Genomic DNA, 16,657 nt, shown 5'->3' on the forward strand with positions numbered 1-16,657 from the left:
CGGAGCGGCCCCGGCATGCGCGTGCTCCACACCCCCACCCGGCTCGGCGCCGCGCTGCTCGCCGCCGCCGCCCTCCACGGCGCCCCCGCCGCGGCCGCCGACGAGCCCGGCTGGACCGCCGCACCGGCCGCCGGGCGGCCCGGCACCCCGCGCCCGTACTTCTACCTCGCGGGCGCGGCCGGCGCCGTCCTGGAGGACCGCCTCACCCTGGCCAACCCCGGCGACCGCGAGCGGACGCTCACCCTGCGCGGGGCCGACGCCTACAACACGCCCGACGGCGCCCTCGCGGTCCGCCCGGCCGGGGAGGGCGCCGCAGTGGCGGCCGACGCCGGTTCCGGGGCCGGGTCCTGGATCAGCTTCGGCGCGGCCGCCACCGTGAAGGTCCCGCCGCACACCCGCGCCGTGGTCCCCTTCACCGTCACCGTGCCGCCCGCCGCCGCGCCCGGGGACCACCCCGCCGCCGTCGTCGCCACCGAGGCCGGCCACGAGGCGGCGGTACGGGTCCACCTGCGCGTCGGCGGCCCGACGCTGGCCGCCCTCACCGTCGAGGACGTCGCCGTGCACGGCTCGGGCAGCTCCGCCGTCATCCGCTACGCGCTGGTCAACCGCGGCAACGTGGCCGTCGCCCCGGAGCTCGCGGTCCGGGCCGAGGGCCGCTTCGGCGAGGCCCCCGGCCGCGCGGCCCACGCCGTGCCCGTCGAACTGCTGCCCGGCCGGCGGGTCGAGCTGAGCGAGCCCTGGCCCGGCGCCCCCGCACTCGACCGGGTCGACCTCACCCTCACGGCCACCGCCCCCGGCGCCGCACCGGCCACCGCCCGCGCGACGGCCTGGCTCCTGCCCGGGGGGACCGCAGCGCGGCTCGGCACCGGGCTGCTCGCCCTCGGCACGCTCGCGATGGCCGCGCTGCTCCTCGTACGGACCCGGCGCACCCGCCGGGAACGGTCCCCCGAGCCGCCCGCGACCGCGGCGGCGCCCGCACCGGAACCCGAGCTGACGGGAGCGTCCAGGTGAGCCCCAGCCCCGGCCGCACCCCCGGCCGTATCGCGGCCCTCCTGGCCGCGCTCGCCCTCCTCGCCCTCCCCGCGCTGCTTCCGGCCGCGGCCCCGGCCGCCGCCGACACCGGCAAGCCCGCCGTGGCGCTCTCCCTCCAGGAGGCCGCCAAGGGCACCGAGATCGCCGTCGACGGGACCGGCTGGCGGGCCAGGACCATGGTGATGCTGCTGGTCTGCGGCCAGAACATGATCGGCGGCACCAACAGCTGCGCCAACGCCGACGGGGTCGCCGTCGCGGTCGGCGACGACGGCCACTTCGGGGCCCGGCTGCCGGTCGTGGCCCCGCCCAAGCCGTGCCCCTGCGTGGTGAACGTGACCTCCGTCAACGGGGACCAGTCCACCGTCGCCGTACCGCTGAAGATCACCGACCATCCGGTGGCCGACCTGCCCGCGGAATCCGGCACCGCCCGCCTCGCGGTGCTCACCGGGGTCCGCCTCACCGGCGGGGACGGGGTGCTGACCTGGTTCGGCGCGCCGCCCGCCAGGAAGTTCACGGTCACCGTCGGCAACCTCGGCTCGGCCCCCGTCAAGGACCCCGTCTTCCAGCTCGGCACCGCCCACGGGGTGTTCGCCCCGACGTGGGAGGAGGCCCGCTGGAAGGGCACCATCGCGCCCGGCGGCAAGGCCGAGATCGCGCTGGGCGTGGAGCTCCCGGCCGGCGCCCACGGCGACTACGCCGTCTCCCTCAAGTACGGCGACACCCTCCTGGCCACCCAGCCCTGGGGCGTGGACCGCCCGTACGGGGTGCTGCTGTTCTGGGCCCTGCTCCTGGTGGTGATCCCGACGGCCCTCTTCCGGCTCGGCATGGCCGTCGTGGACAAGGTCCGCCCGCGCACCGCCGCCCCCGGCACGGGCCGCCGGCACGCGGCCTCCGCCGTGACGGCCCGGCTGCCGAGGATCCCCGGCGTACGGGAACGGCCGCCGACGGGGCCGCCCCCGGCCGGCCCCGCCCCGGTCCTGCCCTGGTTCACCCCGGAGCCCGCGCCGGGTCCGGGACCGGAGCCCGGCGCGGGACGGCCGCGCGCCCCACAGACATCCGCACCGTCCGATCACAGTCCGACGACGAAGGGACACTCGTGAAGACCCAACGGAGGGTGAGCGCGGCCGTGGTTGCGCTGCTGCTCAGCGGCGCGGGTATCGCCATGGCGGCTTCGCCCGCCCAGGCCGCCGACGCCACGTTCAAGGTCAGGTGCGTGCCGCCGGCCGGGGGCGGTGATCCGGTGGAGGGCGAGACCACCGCCAGGATCACGGCGCCGGCCACGGCGAAGGTCGGGGACGAGGTCGACGTGTCCTGGGAGACCGTCAAGCCGGCCTCGAACAACACCGACCTGATGGTGATCCCGAAGGACGCGGTCCAGCCCACCGGCTGGATCGCGCTGGGCGGGGGCACGGGCGAGCTGAAGGTGGTGGGGGAGAAGAAGAACCCCGAGATCCCCAAGAAGGCGCCGATGGTCATGTCCGTCATGAAGGGCAAGCTGAAGCTGACCAAGGCGGGGAAGATCAGCCTGACCCCCGGCAGGTACGAGGTCGCGGTCACCTTCTCCTTCGGCACCTTCGTCACCAAGTGCGCGCCGACGGGTGAGGTGAGCGGCGGGGCCACCATCGACGTGGCGTCCGGCAGCGGCACCGGCGGCACGACGACGGGCGGCACCACGACGGGGGGCTCCACGACGGGAGGCTCCACGACCGGCGGTGCGACCACCGGCGGTTCCACCACGACGGGAGGCTCCACCACCGGCGGTTCCACGACGACCGGCGGCTCCACCACCGGTGGCAGCGGCGGCCAGACCGACTTCCCGGGCAAGGCCGTCGAGGTCGCCTACGACTGCGGTCCCGTGGTCCCGGGCGGCATCAAGACCCCCGTCACGATCAACGCCAAGAAGAACGGCGGCAGCTACGACCTGACGGTCAAGACCGCCAAGGGGGCCATGGCGGCCCCCATGGCCCTGCCCGCCGGAGCCCTCAAGCCCTCGATGGACATCAAGCTGGGCGGCGCCGACAGCGGCTCCGTCAAGGTCACCGGTCCGGCCAACGCCGAGCCGATCCCGGACAAGGCCCCGGTCAGCCTCAGCGACATGACCGGCACCTACAAGCCGGGCAAGACGGGCAAGACCACGCTCAGCCCCGACCAGCTGACGATCGACGTCACGATGGCCCCCGGCTCCACCCCGATCAACGTGCCATGCAAGGCCACCAGCAGCGCGGTCTCCCTGGAACTGGACACCACCGCCCAGCAGGGCGGCGCCACCGGCGCCACCACGGCCGGCACCTCCGGGAGCGCCGGCACCTCCGGCACCTCGGGCGCCGCGGGCGGCCTGGCCGAGACCGGCGCCGAGAACACCGGCGGCGTCAAGGCCCTCGCCCTCGTCGCCGGCACGGTGATCCTGCTCGGCGCCGCGGTCTTCACCCTCACCCCCTGGCGCCGCCTGCGGGGCACCCGCTAACCCCACCGCGTCCGCACACGCGGAACGGCCCGGCACACCGAAGGGTGTGCCGGGCCGTTCCGTCGTACGGGGCGGGGGTGCGTCAGTGCACGGCGCCCATGAGGACCTGGACCTTCTTGCGGTAGGTGTAGACCGCGAAGCCGGCCAGGACCGCGGCGAGCGCCTGGAAGGCGATCACCCAGGTGCCGTTGAGGTCCACGCCACCGATGGACAGGAGGCTGGTGATGCAGTCACCGGCGGTGACCGCCAGGAACCAGACACCCATCATCTGGGAGGCGTACTTCTGCGGGGCCATCTTCGTGGTGACGGAGAGGCCGACCGGGGAGACGCACAGCTCGCCGATGGTCTGGATCATGTAGATCGAGACCAGCCACATCGGGGAGACCTTGGTGCCGTCGCCCGCCATGTTCATCGGAACGATGAAGACGAAGAACGAGGCGCCGATCAGGACCAGACCCATCGCGAACTTCACGATGGTGTTCGGCTCCTGGTTCTTGCGGGCCAGCCACACCCACAGCCACGCGAAGACCGGTGCCAGCGCCATCACGAACAGCGGGTTCAGCGACTGGTACCAGGTAGCCGAGAAGCCGAGGCCGAAGACGGTGTCGGCGGTCTTGTCGTCCGCGAACAGGGACAGCGTGGAGCCACCCTGGTCGTAGATCATCCAGAAGACGGCGGCGGCGATGAAGAACCAGATGTACGCGGTCATCTTCGACTGCTCGGGGCCCGACAGGTCCTTGTCGCGCTTGATCCGGGTCAGGACTGCGATCGGGATGAACAGGCCGGCCAGGGTCAGCGGGACCAGGGCCCAGTTCAGGGTGTAGGCGCCCAGGGCGACCACGGCACCGTAGAAGACGGCGATACCGAGGACCGCGAGGGCGACCTTGGTGAGGACGGCCTTGCGCTCGTCCGCGGACAGCGGGTTCGGGACCACGCTGCTCTTCGGGCTCAGGTGCTTGGTGCCGAGCAGGAACTGGGTCAGGCCCAGGCCCATGCCGACGGCGGCGAGGGCGAAGCCCAGGTGCCAGTTGTGCTCCTTGCCGACCGTGCCGACGACGAGCGGGGCGACGAAGGCGCCGAGGTTGATGCCGACGTAGAACAGCGTGAAGCCGCCGTCACGACGCGGGTCCTCGGGACCGTCGTAGAGGTGGCCGACCATCGTGGAGATGTTGGCCTTCAGCAGGCCGGAGCCCACCGCGACGAGGATCAGACCGACGAAGAACATGGCCTGGCCGGGGAGGGCCAGCGACAGGTGACCACCCATGATCACGAAGCCGGCGATGGCGACCGTCTTGCGGGCACCCCAGACGCGGTCTCCGAACCAGCCGCCGGGCATGGCCATGAGGTAGACCATCGAGACGTACACGGAGTAGATGGCCGTGGTCGTGGCCGCGGTCATCGCCAGGCCGCCGCCCTGGCTGCCCGTGGCGGCGTCGGCGCCGCCCGAGACCAGGTAGTACACGAGGAGGGCCCTCATGCCGTAGTAGGAGAAGCGCTCCCACATCTCGGTCATGAAGAGAGTGGCCAGGCCACGGGGGTGTCCGAAGAAGGTCTTCTCGGCGGCCGGGGACGCCGAGTCCTTCGTCAGGCTGGAAGCCATGGTCGATCCTTGCTTGCTCGGGACGCTCGGCTTCGTGAGCTGTTCAGCGCCCGGTGGGGGGTGGCCGGCACCGGCAGACGGGTGTCCCACCCCACGCCCTGGGGTCTCGGCTCCGGTCGGGAGACGAAGGAACAGCAGTCACCGGGATCCACGCCCTCCGCGCAGCATCGCGCGCAGGGCCCGGCCCACAGGTCATTCACTGTCATCTGGGTCGGATCAAACCGACCAGAGCAGAATTTGAGGTCTCTGGCTCGCTTTTCGGCACAAAGATCCCCTGGGTAGTGCATCAGGCGTCTCGCCACCATACGACAGGACACTGCGGCATATGGAAGGACTTGAGAGATGGATCACAGGCTTCCAGGGAACCGTTTCGTCATATTCGAAGGCCGTTAGTAGTTCATAAGCCCAGTTCGAGAGGGGTGTGCGGGCAGGCACCTCCTTTCAGCCGCCGCGGACTACCATCACCCACATGACGCGTGTACTGCTCGCCGAGGACGACGCATCCATCTCGGAACCCCTGGCCCGCGCCCTGCGCCGGGAGGGCTACGAGGTCGAGGTACGGGAGGACGGTCCCACCGCCCTGGAGGCCGGACTGCAGGGCGGCGTCGACCTCGTCGTCCTGGACCTCGGACTGCCCGGCATGGACGGCCTGGAGGTGGCCCGGCGACTGCGCGCCGAGGGCCACGGCTTCCCGATCCTGGTCCTCACCGCCCGGGCCGACGAGGTGGACACGGTGGTCGGCCTCGACGCCGGCGCCGACGACTACGTGACCAAGCCCTTCCGGCTCGCCGAACTGCTGGCCCGCGTCCGGGCCCTGCTGCGGCGCGGCGCCAACGAGGCCGCCCAGGCCCCCGCCACCCACGGCGTGCGCATCGACGTCGAGTCCCACCGCGCCTGGATGGGCGAGGAGGAGCTCCAGCTCACGGCCAAGGAGTTCGACCTGCTGCGCGTCCTGGTGCGCGACGCCGGCCGGGTCGTCACCCGTGACCAGCTGATGCGCGAGGTCTGGGACACCACCTGGTGGTCCTCCACCAAGACCCTCGACATGCACATCTCCTGGCTCCGCAAGAAGCTGGGCGACGACGCCGCGAACCCCCGCTACATCGCCACCGTCCGGGGCGTCGGCTTCCGCTTCGAGAAGAGCTGAGTCCTTCCCTTAGGGCATCCTCTAAGCCATGCGCCGCCGCCTGATCAACTCCACGCTCGCCGTGGTGCTCGTCGTGATCGCCGTGTTCGGGGTCTCCCTCGTCATCGTGGAGACCCGGACCATCACCAGCAGCGCCCAGGACCGCATCGGCTCCGAGGCGCTGCGGCTGCTGGGCACCGTCGAGGCGGACGCGCTGGAGCACAAGCCGGTCGATCCCACCGCGCTCGCCGAGCAGCTGGACCTGGGCACTTACGCCCGCATCTCCATCCCCGGCCGGCCCGTCGTCGAGGTCGGCGACCGGATCCCCGACAGCGTCATCCGGGGCACCGCCCGCGGGGAGCAGGGCGAGGTGGTGACCGTCGAGGAGTCCCGCGCCACCGTCACCCGGGAGGTCGGGCGGACCCTGGCGGTGGTCGGGGCGGTGGCCCTGCTGGCGGTCGTCGCGGCCGTGCTGCTCGCCGTACGCCAGGCCAACCGGCTCGCCTCCCCCCTCACCGACCTCGCCGAGACGGCCGAGCGGCTGGGGTCGGGCGACCCGCGGCCCCGGCACAAGCGCTACGGGGTCCCCGAGCTGGACCGGGTCGCCGACGTGCTCGACTCCAGCGCGGAGCGGATCGGCCGGATGCTCACGGCCGAGCGCCGGCTCGCCGCGGACGCCTCCCACCAGCTGCGGACCCCGCTGACGGCCCTGTCGATGCGGCTGGAGGAGATCACGGTCACCGACGACCTGGAGACCGTACGGGAAGAGGCGACGATCGCCCTGACCCAGGTGGAGCGGCTCACGGACGTGGTGGAGCGGCTGCTCACGAACTCGCGGGACCCGCGGACCGGCTCGGCGGTCCCCTTCGACCTCGACGAGGTCGTCAAGCAGCAGGTGGAGGAGTGGCGGCCGGCCTACCGCAGCGCCGGGCGGGCCATCGTGCGCTCCGGGAAGACGGGGATGCGGGCCGTCGGCACCCCCGGGGCGGTCTCCCAGGTCCTGGCGACCCTGGTGGAGAACGCGCTGATGCACGGCGGCGGCACGGTCGCGCTGCGCACCCGGGTGACCGGCAACCAGGCCGTACTGGAGGTCACCGACGAGGGACCCGGAGTCCCCCCGGACCTCGGCAACCGGATCTTCGAGCGGGCCATCAGCGGCCGCAACTCCACCGGGATCGGCCTCGCGGTCGCCCGGGACCTCGCGGAGGCGGACGGCGGCCGGCTGGAGCTGCTCCAGAGCCAGCCGCCGGTGTTCGCGCTGTTCCTCAGCCGTACCGCGCCGCAGCGGACCGAGCCGGAGCCGACGGTCCGCTGACCGCCCGGCCCGGGCGTCCGGCCGCCGGGCCCCGGGCGTCCGGCCCCGGCGTCGCCGCGTACGGGCTACTTCGCGGCCGGCTCCGGGGTGAGCGCCGCGGCCGGCGCGTCCTGGCCGTCGCGCTGCTCGACGACCAGCGAGGGCGCGGCGGGCGTCGGCAGGGCCTGGAAGACCCAGGTCCGGTAGGACCAGAAGCGGAACACGGTGGCGATCGCCATGCCCAGGAACTTGAAGACGTTGTTCTGCAGCGAGCTGTCCCAGCCGAAGCCGTACGTCGCCGCGTAGAGCACGCCGCTCTCGATGACCATGCCGATCAGGCTGAACAGGACGAAGAGGATCATCTCGCGACGGCGGCTGCCGAGGTCGCGGTCGCGGTACGTGAAGTAGCGGAAGCCGATGTAGTTGGTGACGATGGCCACCACGATGGCTATGACGTTCGCGCGCACCGTCTGGAGGTCGGTCGTGCTCCGGAGCAGGTTGAACACACCGAAGTTGACCAGGACGCCCAGCCCGCCCACCGCTCCGAACTTGACGGCCTCCCGGGCGAGACCGCGGAAGCGCTCGGACAGCGGTGCTGCTTTCGGCGTACTCATGTGATCCTTCAGTCCCTGTCCGTCGTCGCCGCCCCGCGCTGGAGCGTCACTCGATTTCGTCAACCCCGACATGTTAAGTGTCGCCCCCGGGCTCCGTACGCGCCTTGGCGCCCCTGCGACGCACGGCACACGGCCCGGCACGCGGTATGCGCCAGGCCACGTCCGGATGGCGGAATACCGCCGGATACCCTGGAGAGGTGACGTTCCCGGTAGTCGGCATGGTCGGCGGCGGACAGCTCGCCCGCATGACCCACGAGGCGGGTATCCCCCTCGGCATCAGATTCAAGATCCTCAGTGACACCCCACAGGACTCGGCGGCCCAGGTCGTGAGCGACGTCGTCATCGGCGACTATCGCGATCTGGAGACACTGCGCGCCTTCGCGCGCGGCTGCGACGTGATCACCTTCGATCACGAGCACGTCCCCACCGAACACCTCCGGGCCCTGGAAGCGGACGGCATTCCCGTCCGCCCGGGGCCCGACGCGTTGGTGCACGCCCAGGACAAGGGGGTGATGCGCGCCAAGCTCGACGAGATCGGCGCGCCCAGCCCCCGCCACCGGATCGTGCGCGATCCGGCGGACGCGGCGGCCTTCGCGGACGAGGTGGGCGGCTTCCCCGTCATCCTCAAGACGGTGCGCGGCGGGTACGACGGCAAGGGCGTGTGGTTCGTCCGCACGCCCGAGGACGCGGAGGCCCCCTTCAAGGCGGGGGTCCCGGTCCTCGCGGAGGAGAAGGTGGACTTCGTCCGCGAGCTCGCGGCCAACATCGTCCGCTCCCCGCACGGCCAGGCCGTCGCGTACCCCGTCGTCGAGTCCATCCAGGTGGACGGCGTGTGCGACACGGTGATCGCCCCCGCCCCGAACCTCTCCGAGGCACTGGCGGGCGAGGCCCAGGCCCTCGCCCTGCGCATCGCCAAGGAACTCGGCGTGACCGGCCACCTGGCCGTCGAGCTGTTCGAGACCGCGGACGGCCGCATCCTCGTCAACGAACTGGCCATGCGCCCGCACAACAGCGGGCACTGGACCCAGGACGGTGCCATCACCTCCCAGTTCGCCAACCACGTCCGCGCGGTCCTGGACCTCCCCCTGGGCGACCCCCGCCCCCGGGCCCGCTGGACGGTCATGGCCAACGTGCTCGGCGGGGACTACCCCGACATGTACGCGGCGTACCTGCACTGCATGGCGCACGACCCCCAGCTGAAGATCCACATGTACGGCAAGGACGTGAAACACGGCCGCAAGGTCGGCCACGTCAACACCTACGGCGACGACCTGGACGATGTGCTGGAGCGCGCACGTCACGCAGCCGGCTACCTCAGAGGAACCATCACCGCATGAGCACCGCTACCGCAGGTCCCGTCATCGGCATCGTCATGGGTTCGGACTCCGACTGGCCGGTCATGGAGGCCGCCGCCAAGGCACTGGACGAGTTCGAGATCCCGTACGAGGTCGACGTCGTCTCCGCCCACCGGATGCCCCGCGAGATGGTGGCGTACGGCGAGCAGGCCGCCGGACGCGGCCTGAAGGCGATCATCGCGGGTGCGGGCGGCGCCGCCCACCTGCCCGGGATGCTCGCCTCGGTCACCCCGCTGCCCGTCATCGGGGTGCCGGTGCCGCTGAAGTACCTCGACGGCATGGACTCGCTGCTGTCGATCGTGCAGATGCCCGCCGGGGTTCCCGTCGCCACCGTCTCCGTCGCCGGGGCGCGCAACGCGGGCCTGCTGGCCGTACGGATGCTGGCCGCGCACGACCCGGAGCTGCTGGCCCGGATGCGCGAGTTCCAGCAGGAGCTCAACGACCAGGCCACCGAGAAGGGCAAGCGGCTGCGGACCAAGGTCGCGGGCGCCGACTCCTTCGGATTCGGCAAGTGAGCGCGGCGCAGCGCCTGGAGGAGGCGCGCGGCCTGCTCGCGGAGCACCCGGTCGTCGACGGGCACAACGACCTGCCCTGGGCGCTGCGCAACCAGGTCCGCTACGACCTGGACCGGCGCGACATCGGCGCCGACCAGTCCGCGTACCTGCACACCGACATCCCCCGGCTGCGCGCCGGCGGGGTCGGCGCGCAGTTCTGGTCCGTCTACGTACGCTCCGACTTCGCGGGTGACGAGGCGGTCAGCGCCACCCTGGAGCAGATCGACGCGGTCGGCCAGCTGATCGACCGTTACCCCGGCACCCTGGTGCGGGCACTGACGGCCGACGACATGGAGGCGGCCCGCGAGGGGGGCCGGATCGCCTCCCTGATGGGCGCCGAGGGCGGCCACTCCATCAACAACTCGCTCGCCACCCTGCGCGCCCTGCACCGGCTCGGCGTGCGGTACATGACGCTCACCCACAACGACACCATCGACTGGGCGGACTCGGCGACCGACGAGCCCCGCCACGGCGGGCTCACGGACTTCGGCCGCGAGGTCGTCCGCGAGATGAACCGCGTCGGCATGCTGGTCGACCTCTCGCACGTGGCGGCCACGACGATGCGCGACGCCATCGCCGTCTCCTCGGCGCCGGTGATCTTCTCGCACTCCTCGGCGCGGGCCGTCTGCGACCACCCCCGCAACGTCCCCGACGACGTGCTGGAGCTGCTGCCCGTCAACGGCGGGGTGGCGATGGCCACCTTCGTGCCGAAGTTCATCCTGCCCGCGGCCGTGGAGTGGACCGCGGCAGCCGACGAGAACCTGCGCGCCCACGGCTTCCACCACCTCGACACCTCCCCCGAGGCGATGGAACTGCACCGGGCCTTCGAAGCGGGCCGGCCCCGCCCGGTGGCCACGGCGGCCACCGTCGCCGACCACCTCGACCACATGCGCGAGGTGGCAGGCGTCGACCACATCGGCATCGGCGGGGACTACGACGGCACCGCCTTCACCCCGTCGGGCCTGGACGACGTCGCGGGCTACCCGAACCTCATCGCGGAACTGCTCGCGCGCGGCTGGTCGCGGGCCGACCTGGCCAAGCTGACCTGGTCGAACGCGGTACGGGCGCTGCGCGACGCCGAGGCCGAGGCCCGCGCCCTGTCGGCGTCCCGGGGGCCGTCGAACGCCCATCTCTGACGCTCCACCGGGGGCGGGTCGCGGGGTACCACCCCGAGGCCCGCCCCTTTTCCACACCCTCCTCACCCTCCTCCACCCGAACGCCACACCCGCCGGGCGCCCCAGCCGCCCCACATGTCACGGTGGCACCACATCTCCTCCCTCCCCGCTGCCGCCGAGACCGGAGCGAACGCCATGGCCGACCTGCAGGACGACCCGCACGCCGACCCGAGCCTCCCGGTGGGCCCCGGCTCCGTCGGGATCGAGGACGTGTCCGCCCCCGCGGCGGTGCCCGGCGCCCTGGAACGGGCCGCCGAGCTGCTCGCCGTACATCCCGTGGCGGACGGCTGCAACAGCCTCGTCTGGACCCTGAGCCAGAGCCCGTACCACGACATCGACACCCCCGACACCGGGATCGACACCGACATCCCGCGGCTGCGGGCCGGGGGAGTGGGCGCCCAGTTCTGGTCGCTGCTCGTGCCACCGGGCCGTACGCGCGAAGGCGGGGCCGCCGACCAGGTGGTCTCCGACACCCTGGAACTCATCGACGTGGCGCTCGCCCTGGTGCGCCGCTACCCCGACGGCCTGCGCCTGGGACTGACCGCCGACGACATGATGGACGCCCGCAACAAGGGCCGCATCGCCTCGTACCTCGGCCCGGTGTCCGGCGCCACCCTCACCGGCTCGCTGGGCGCGCTGCGCGCCTTCCACGCGCTGGGCGTACGGATCCTCGCACCGGCCGGGGCGCCCTGGGCGCGGGAGGGGCTGACGGCCTTCGGCCACGAGGTGGTCAAGGAGGTGAACCGGCTGGCGATGCTGCTGGACCTCACGGGCTGCCCGCCGGTGGCGGCCTGTCAGCTCGCGGCCGCCTCGAAGGCGCCGGTGATCGTCTCGAACACGGGGGCGGCGGCGCTCACCGCGCACCCGGACAACGTCACCGACGAGGTGCTGCTGGCGCTCCGGACGGCCGGCGGTCTGGCGATGGTCACCTTCGACACCGCGCGGACGGGGGACTCCCTGCACGCGGTCGCCGACCACCTCGACCACCTGCGGGCGGTCGCGGGCCCGGAGTGCGTGGGACTGGGAGCCGCCTTCGGCACCGAGGGGGCGACGCCCCGCCCGACGGGGCTCACCGATCCCTCGGGTTACCCCAGACTCCTCGCGGAACTACTGGAGCGGGGCTGGCCGGAGTCCGACCTGGCCCTGCTGACCTGGGGCAACGCCCAGAGGGTGCTGCGCGACGCGGAGTTCACGGCCCGCGCCGCACAGCACCGTAGAACTCCTTAGGCGGACTGCGCCGCCAGGCTGTCCTTGGGCAGCACGGTCGCCTTCCACAGACGCACGCCGGACCACACCGTGGCGTACAGCAGCAGGCCGTTGCGCGCGCACAGCAGGATCGTGCCGAGCGTGGAGTTGGTCAGGATGTCCGAGCCGTACCAGACCGGGAAGATCAGCGAGGTGAGCGCGGTCGCGACCACGAGCAGCCAGGCGATCGGACGCTGGGTGGTGTGCCGGGACGTCAGGCAGACGGCGGCGAGGCCGAGCAGCCAGATCATGTACTGCGGGCTGATGACGCGGCTGGTGACCGTGAACACCATGATGGCGCAGAGCGCGGCGTCGAACGGGGTCGCGGGCGACCAGCGGTTGGCCTTCACGCGCCACAGCAGGAGCAGCAGGAAGCCGATCACCGTCAGCGCGAGGGAGGCCCGCGCGATGCTGGAGACGTACGGGCCGACGTACTCGAACGCGCCGTACTGGAAGTTGATCTTCCCGGGCCACAGGTGCACGAGCCGGGCCGCCATCAGCGCGCTGCCGCCGAGGGACTCGACCTGGACACCGCGGTCGCCCTGGTTGCCCAGGAAGCCGAGGGTGTCGCGGAACAGCGCGGCGAAGACGGCGAGCAGCGCGACGCAGGAGAGCGCGGCGGCGACGAGGGCCTCGCGCGTCGACTTGCCGCGCGGGGTGCCGAGCAGGGTGAGCAGCGGCCACACCTTGACCATGGCGCCGATGCCGGCGATGACCCCGCCGAGCTTCGGGCGGTGGCGCAGGCAGAGCAGCGAGGCCACGGCGAGCAGGGTGACCTGGACGTCGTAGCGGGCGAACGGGGTGGCCATCAGCATCGGCAGCGTGACGAGCCACAGGACGGCGCCGGCCATGCTGCCGTCGCTCCGGCGGGCCACGCGCATCAGGCCGAGGAGGACCACCGCGTCGCAGAGCACCGTCAGGGCGACGAAGGCCTGGAAGTAGGTGAGGAACGGCAGGAGATCGGGCGAGAGGAAGATCGCCGCGGCTGCCGGGGGGTACTGCCACATGATGTCGTTGTGCGGCATCGTCCACGTGACGAGGACGTTGTACCAGTTGTGATAGGTCGCGGTGATCTCTACCCGTACGACGTTCGAGCTGAAGAAGTCGTTGACGAGCATCCAGAGCATCGCGGCCCGACTGGCCAGCCAGAAGCCCGCGATGCCCAGAAGGGCTCCGCGTCCTCGCATGGCTGCTTCGAAGGATCCCCGCCGGTCACGCGTGGCGGGCGCCGCCGTCGCAGATGCGGAGGGGTTGGTCGGGGGGCTGCTGGTCGTGGTCATCGGCCCGAAGTCTACCCAGTCATTTATTCCACTTACCTGGGTGCGATCCCGTGAAACGGGGTATGTGAATACGCCCAGGTCAGCCTCTGCGCCCCCGAACCCCCTTCTCCGCGCGAGCGGGTTACGCGAAGGGGCGGCCCATCGCGCGGTAGGTCCAGCCGGCGGCCCGCCACCGCTCCGGGTCCAGCGCGTTGCGTCCGTCGAGGACCAGGCGGTCGGTGACGGCCTCGCCGAGGACCGCGGGGTCCAGGTCGCGGAACTCGCGCCACTCGGTGAGGTGCAGGACGACCTCGGCGCCGCGGGCGGCCTCCAGCGCGGAGTCGGCGTAGCCGAGGGTCGGGAAGACGCGGCGGGCGTTGTCCATGCCCTTGGGGTCGTAGACGGTGACCTGCCCGCCCTGGAGGTGGATCTGCCCGGCGACGTTCAGCGCGGGCGAGTCGCGGACGTCGTCCGAGTCGGGCTTGAAGGTGGCGCCGAGGACGGCGACCCGCTTGCCGAGGAAGGAACCGCCGACCGCGTCGCGGGCCAGCTCCACCATGTGCCCGCGGCGGCGCATGTTGATGGAGTCGACCTCCCGCAGGAAGGTCAGGGCCTGGTCGGCGCCCAGTTCGCCGGCCCGGGCCATGAAAGCCCGGATGTCCTTGGGCAGGCAGCCGCCGCCGAAGCCGATCCCCGCGCGCAGGAACTTCGCGCCGATCCGCTCGTCGTGACCGATGGCCTCCGCCAGCTTGACCACGTCACCGCCCGCGGCCTCGCAGACCTCGGCCATCGCGTTGATGAAGGAGATCTTGGTGGCGAGGAAGGAGTTCGCCGCCGTCTTGACCAGTTCGGAGGTCGGGAAGTCGGTGACCACCAGCGGGGTCCCCTCCGCCATCGGCGTCGCGTACACCTCCCGCAGCACCTTCTCGGCGCGCTCGCCCTGCACGCCGATGACGATCCGGTCGGGGTGCAGGGTGTCCTGGACGGCGAAGCCCTCGCGCAGGAACTCCGGGTTCCAGGCCAGCTCCACGTCCGCGCCGGCCGGGGCCAGCTCCACGAGCTTCGCCGCGAGCCGCTCCGCCGAGCCCACCGGCACGGTGGACTTGCCGACGACCAGCACCGGGCGCGTCAGGTGCGGGGCGAGCGAGGCCATCGCGGAGTCGACGTAGGACATGTCGCAGGCGTACTCGTTGTGCTTCTGCGGGGTGTTCACGCAGACGAAGTGGACGTCGCCGAACTCCCCGGCCTCCTCGTAGGAGGTGGTGAACCGCAGCCGGCCCGTGGAGCCCGGCAGCCCCGCGACGTGCGCGGCGAGCAGCTCCTCCAGCCCCGGCTCGTACATGGGGACCCGGCCGGCGGCCAGCATCTCGATCTTCTCCGGGACCACGTCCAGCCCGAGCACCTCGAAGCCCAGCTCGGCCATCGCGGCGGCGTGCGTCGCGCCGAGGTAGCCGGTGCCGATCACAGTGATCTTGAGGGGGGCCATGGGTGCTCCAGAGGTGCGGGGCCGTTTGCGGCCACCGAGCATAGTCGTGCCCCGCACGGGGGACGTTCCCCGGCGGGTTCCCCGCTGTCACGCAGCTCACGTGCGCCGTACATATCGCCGACGGGACCCCGGACACTAAGATTTCAGTTACTTAACGGTAGTTAGCATCACGCATCACACATGGGGAGTGAGAGTCTTGGCGGGTTCTGCCGACTTCGACCTGTACCGCCCGGCCGAGGAGCACGACATGCTCCGCGAGTCCGTCCGCTCGCTCGCCGAGGCGAAGATCCTGCCGTTCGCCGCCGCGGTCGACGAGGAGTCCCGCTTCCCGCAGGAGGCCCTCGACGCCCTGGTCGCCAGCGACCTGCACGCCGTCCACGTCCCGGAGACCTACGGCGGCGCCGGGGCCGACGCCCTCGCCACCGTGATCGTGATCGAGGAGGTGGCCCGTGTCTGCGCCTCCTCCTCCCTGATCCCGGCCGTGAACAAGCTCGGCTCCCTCCCGGTGATCCTCTCCGGCTCGGAGGAGCTCAAGGCCAAGTACCTCGGCCCGCTGGCCAAGGGCGACGCGATGTTCTCCTACGCGCTCTCCGAGCCCGACGCGGGCTCCGACGCCGCCGGCATGAAGACCCGCGCCGTGCGCGACGGGGACTTCTGGGTCCTCAACGGCGTCAAGCGCTGGATCACCAACGCGGGCGTCTCCGAGTACTACACGGTCATGGCCGTCACCGACCCGGAGAAGCGTTCCAAGGGCATCAGCGCCTTCGTCGTCGAGAAGGGCGACGAGGGGGTCTCCTTCGGCGCCCCGGAGAAGAAGCTCGGCATCAAGGGCTCCCCGACGCGCGAGGTCTACCTCGACAACGTCCGCATCCCCGCCGACCGCATGATCGGCGCCGAGGGCACCGGCTTCGCCACGGCGATGAAGACCCTCGACCACACCCGCATCACCATCGCCGCCCAGGCCCTCGGCATCGCCCAGGGCGCGCTGGACTACGCCAAGGGCTACGTCCAGGAGCGCAAGCAGTTCGGCAAGCCGATCGGCGACTTCCAGGGCGTGCAGTTCATGCTCGCGGACATGGCCATGAAGATCGAGGCCGCCCGCCAGCTGACCTACTCGGCCGCCGCCAAGTCGGAGCGCGTCTCCGCCGGGGGCGACAAGGAAGACCTCACCTTCTTCGGTGCCGCGGCCAAGTGCTTCGCCTCCGACGTCGCCATGGAGGTCACCACGGACGCCGTCCAGCTCCTCGGCGGCTACGGCTACACCCGCGACTACCCGGTCGAGCGGATGATGCGCGACGCGAAGATCACGCAGATCTACGAAGGAACGAACCAGGTCCAGCGGATCGTCATGGCCCGCAACCTGCCGTAGCGGCCCCGCAGGCACACGCGCACAGGAAGGCCCCCGGCGTCCCGCCGGGGGCCTTCCGTGTGGAGAAGGGGCAAGGGTTCGTAA

14 protein-coding genes are annotated in these 16,657 nt (G+C 71.9%); 10 read left to right on the plus strand and 4 right to left on the minus strand.

Annotation, left to right across the window (positions count from 1 at the left end):
- Positions 1-15: 15 nt before the first annotated feature.
- Genes SLAV_RS22615 through SLAV_RS22625 form a run of 3 tightly spaced genes read left to right on the plus strand, consistent with a single transcriptional unit; the run spans position 16 to position 3,496 of the window.
- Positions 16-1,011: a COG1470 family protein gene (locus SLAV_RS22615; RefSeq protein ID WP_030231776.1), complete on the plus strand. Its 996-nt coding sequence runs from the start codon at positions 16-18 to the stop codon at positions 1,009-1,011.
- On the plus strand, positions 1,008-2,132 hold the full coding sequence (locus SLAV_RS22620; RefSeq protein ID WP_030231774.1) for a hypothetical protein: 1,125 nt from the start codon (positions 1,008-1,010) through the stop codon (positions 2,130-2,132). The genes SLAV_RS22615 and SLAV_RS22620 overlap by 4 nt, the downstream gene beginning before the upstream one ends.
- Complete coding sequence (locus SLAV_RS22625) at positions 2,129-3,496, plus strand: hypothetical protein (RefSeq protein WP_234333663.1); 1,368 nt, start codon at positions 2,129-2,131, stop codon at positions 3,494-3,496. The genes SLAV_RS22620 and SLAV_RS22625 overlap by 4 nt, the downstream gene beginning before the upstream one ends.
- Before the next feature lie 82 nt (positions 3,497-3,578).
- On the opposite strand, the gene SLAV_RS22630 is transcribed toward SLAV_RS22625, so the two are convergent.
- Positions 3,579-5,096, minus strand: coding sequence for a peptide MFS transporter (locus SLAV_RS22630; RefSeq protein WP_030231770.1), 1,518 nt, complete (start codon positions 5,094-5,096; stop codon positions 3,579-3,581).
- Positions 5,097-5,565: 469 nt separating this feature from the next.
- Between SLAV_RS22630 and SLAV_RS22635 the strand changes: the two genes are divergently transcribed.
- Positions 5,566-6,243, plus strand: a complete 678-nt coding sequence (locus tag SLAV_RS22635) for a response regulator transcription factor (protein WP_030231763.1) — start codon at positions 5,566-5,568, stop codon at positions 6,241-6,243.
- Positions 6,244-6,271: 28 nt separating this feature from the next.
- Positions 6,272-7,537 carry a sensor histidine kinase gene (locus tag SLAV_RS22640; protein ID WP_030231762.1) on the plus strand — a complete coding sequence of 422 codons (1,266 nt, stop codon included), beginning with the start codon at positions 6,272-6,274 and terminating at the stop codon, positions 7,535-7,537.
- A gap of 65 nt (positions 7,538-7,602) precedes the next feature.
- On the opposite strand, the gene SLAV_RS22645 is transcribed toward SLAV_RS22640, so the two are convergent.
- Complete coding sequence (locus SLAV_RS22645; RefSeq protein WP_037687574.1) at positions 7,603-8,130, minus strand: GtrA family protein; 528 nt, start codon at positions 8,128-8,130, stop codon at positions 7,603-7,605.
- Positions 8,131-8,327: 197 nt separating this feature from the next.
- Between SLAV_RS22645 and SLAV_RS22650 the strand changes: the two genes are divergently transcribed.
- From SLAV_RS22650 to SLAV_RS22665, 4 genes are all read left to right on the plus strand, one after another.
- Entirely contained in the window at positions 8,328-9,467 is a 1,140-nt protein-coding gene (locus tag SLAV_RS22650; RefSeq protein WP_078950391.1) for a 5-(carboxyamino)imidazole ribonucleotide synthase, read from the plus strand.
- On the plus strand, positions 9,464-10,000 hold the full coding sequence (purE, locus tag SLAV_RS22655) for a 5-(carboxyamino)imidazole ribonucleotide mutase (protein ID WP_030231757.1): 537 nt from the start codon (positions 9,464-9,466) through the stop codon (positions 9,998-10,000). The genes SLAV_RS22650 and purE overlap by 4 nt, the downstream gene beginning before the upstream one ends.
- Positions 9,997-11,175: a dipeptidase gene (locus SLAV_RS22660; RefSeq protein ID WP_030231753.1), complete on the plus strand. Its 1,179-nt coding sequence runs from the start codon at positions 9,997-9,999 to the stop codon at positions 11,173-11,175. Before purE ends, SLAV_RS22660 begins: the two co-directional genes overlap by 4 nt.
- A gap of 114 nt (positions 11,176-11,289) precedes the next feature.
- Positions 11,290-12,441, plus strand: a complete 1,152-nt coding sequence (locus SLAV_RS22665; RefSeq protein ID WP_234333662.1) for a membrane dipeptidase — start codon at positions 11,290-11,292, stop codon at positions 12,439-12,441.
- Here SLAV_RS22665 and SLAV_RS22670 read toward each other — a convergent pair.
- Positions 12,438-13,646 (minus strand): glycosyltransferase 87 family protein, encoded by a 1,209-nt coding sequence (locus tag SLAV_RS22670; RefSeq protein WP_037687573.1) that lies wholly within the window; start codon positions 13,644-13,646, stop codon positions 12,438-12,440. The two genes, SLAV_RS22665 and SLAV_RS22670, sit on opposite strands and share 4 nt — an antisense overlap.
- Before the next feature lie 214 nt (positions 13,647-13,860).
- Positions 13,861-15,204: a UDP-glucose dehydrogenase family protein gene (locus tag SLAV_RS22675; RefSeq protein WP_030231743.1), complete on the minus strand. Its 1,344-nt coding sequence runs from the start codon at positions 15,202-15,204 to the stop codon at positions 13,861-13,863.
- A gap of 196 nt (positions 15,205-15,400) precedes the next feature.
- Between SLAV_RS22675 and SLAV_RS22680 the strand changes: the two genes are divergently transcribed.
- Positions 15,401-16,573, plus strand: coding sequence for an acyl-CoA dehydrogenase (locus tag SLAV_RS22680; protein ID WP_030011045.1), 1,173 nt, complete (start codon positions 15,401-15,403; stop codon positions 16,571-16,573).
- The last annotated feature ends 84 nt before the right edge of the window (positions 16,574-16,657 follow it).

This window comes from Streptomyces lavendulae subsp. lavendulae (assembly GCF_002803845.1).
In the GTDB taxonomy this organism is placed as follows: domain Bacteria; phylum Actinomycetota; class Actinomycetes; order Streptomycetales; family Streptomycetaceae; genus Streptomyces; species Streptomyces lavendulae.

Bases quoted from the DNA above. Each gene is read 5' to 3' on its own strand.
- SLAV_RS22615 (WP_030231776.1), top strand. From the start codon at position 16: ATGCGCGTGCTCCACACCCCCACCCGGCTCGGCGCCGCGCTGCTCGCC.
- SLAV_RS22630 (WP_030231770.1), bottom strand. From the start codon at position 5,096: ATGGCTTCCAGCCTGACGAAGGACTCGGCGTCCCCGGCCGCCGAGAAG.
- SLAV_RS22635 (WP_030231763.1), top strand. From the start codon at position 5,566: ATGACGCGTGTACTGCTCGCCGAGGACGACGCATCCATCTCGGAACCC.
- SLAV_RS22640 (WP_030231762.1), top strand. From the start codon at position 6,272: ATGCGCCGCCGCCTGATCAACTCCACGCTCGCCGTGGTGCTCGTCGTG.
- SLAV_RS22645 (WP_037687574.1), bottom strand. From the start codon at position 8,130: ATGAGTACGCCGAAAGCAGCACCGCTGTCCGAGCGCTTCCGCGGTCTC.
- purE (WP_030231757.1), top strand. From the start codon at position 9,464: ATGAGCACCGCTACCGCAGGTCCCGTCATCGGCATCGTCATGGGTTCG.
- SLAV_RS22665 (WP_234333662.1), top strand. From the start codon at position 11,290: ATGTCACGGTGGCACCACATCTCCTCCCTCCCCGCTGCCGCCGAGACC.
- SLAV_RS22670 (WP_037687573.1), bottom strand. From the start codon at position 13,646: ATGCGAGGACGCGGAGCCCTTCTGGGCATCGCGGGCTTCTGGCTGGCC.
- SLAV_RS22675 (WP_030231743.1), bottom strand. From the start codon at position 15,204: ATGGCCCCCCTCAAGATCACTGTGATCGGCACCGGCTACCTCGGCGCG.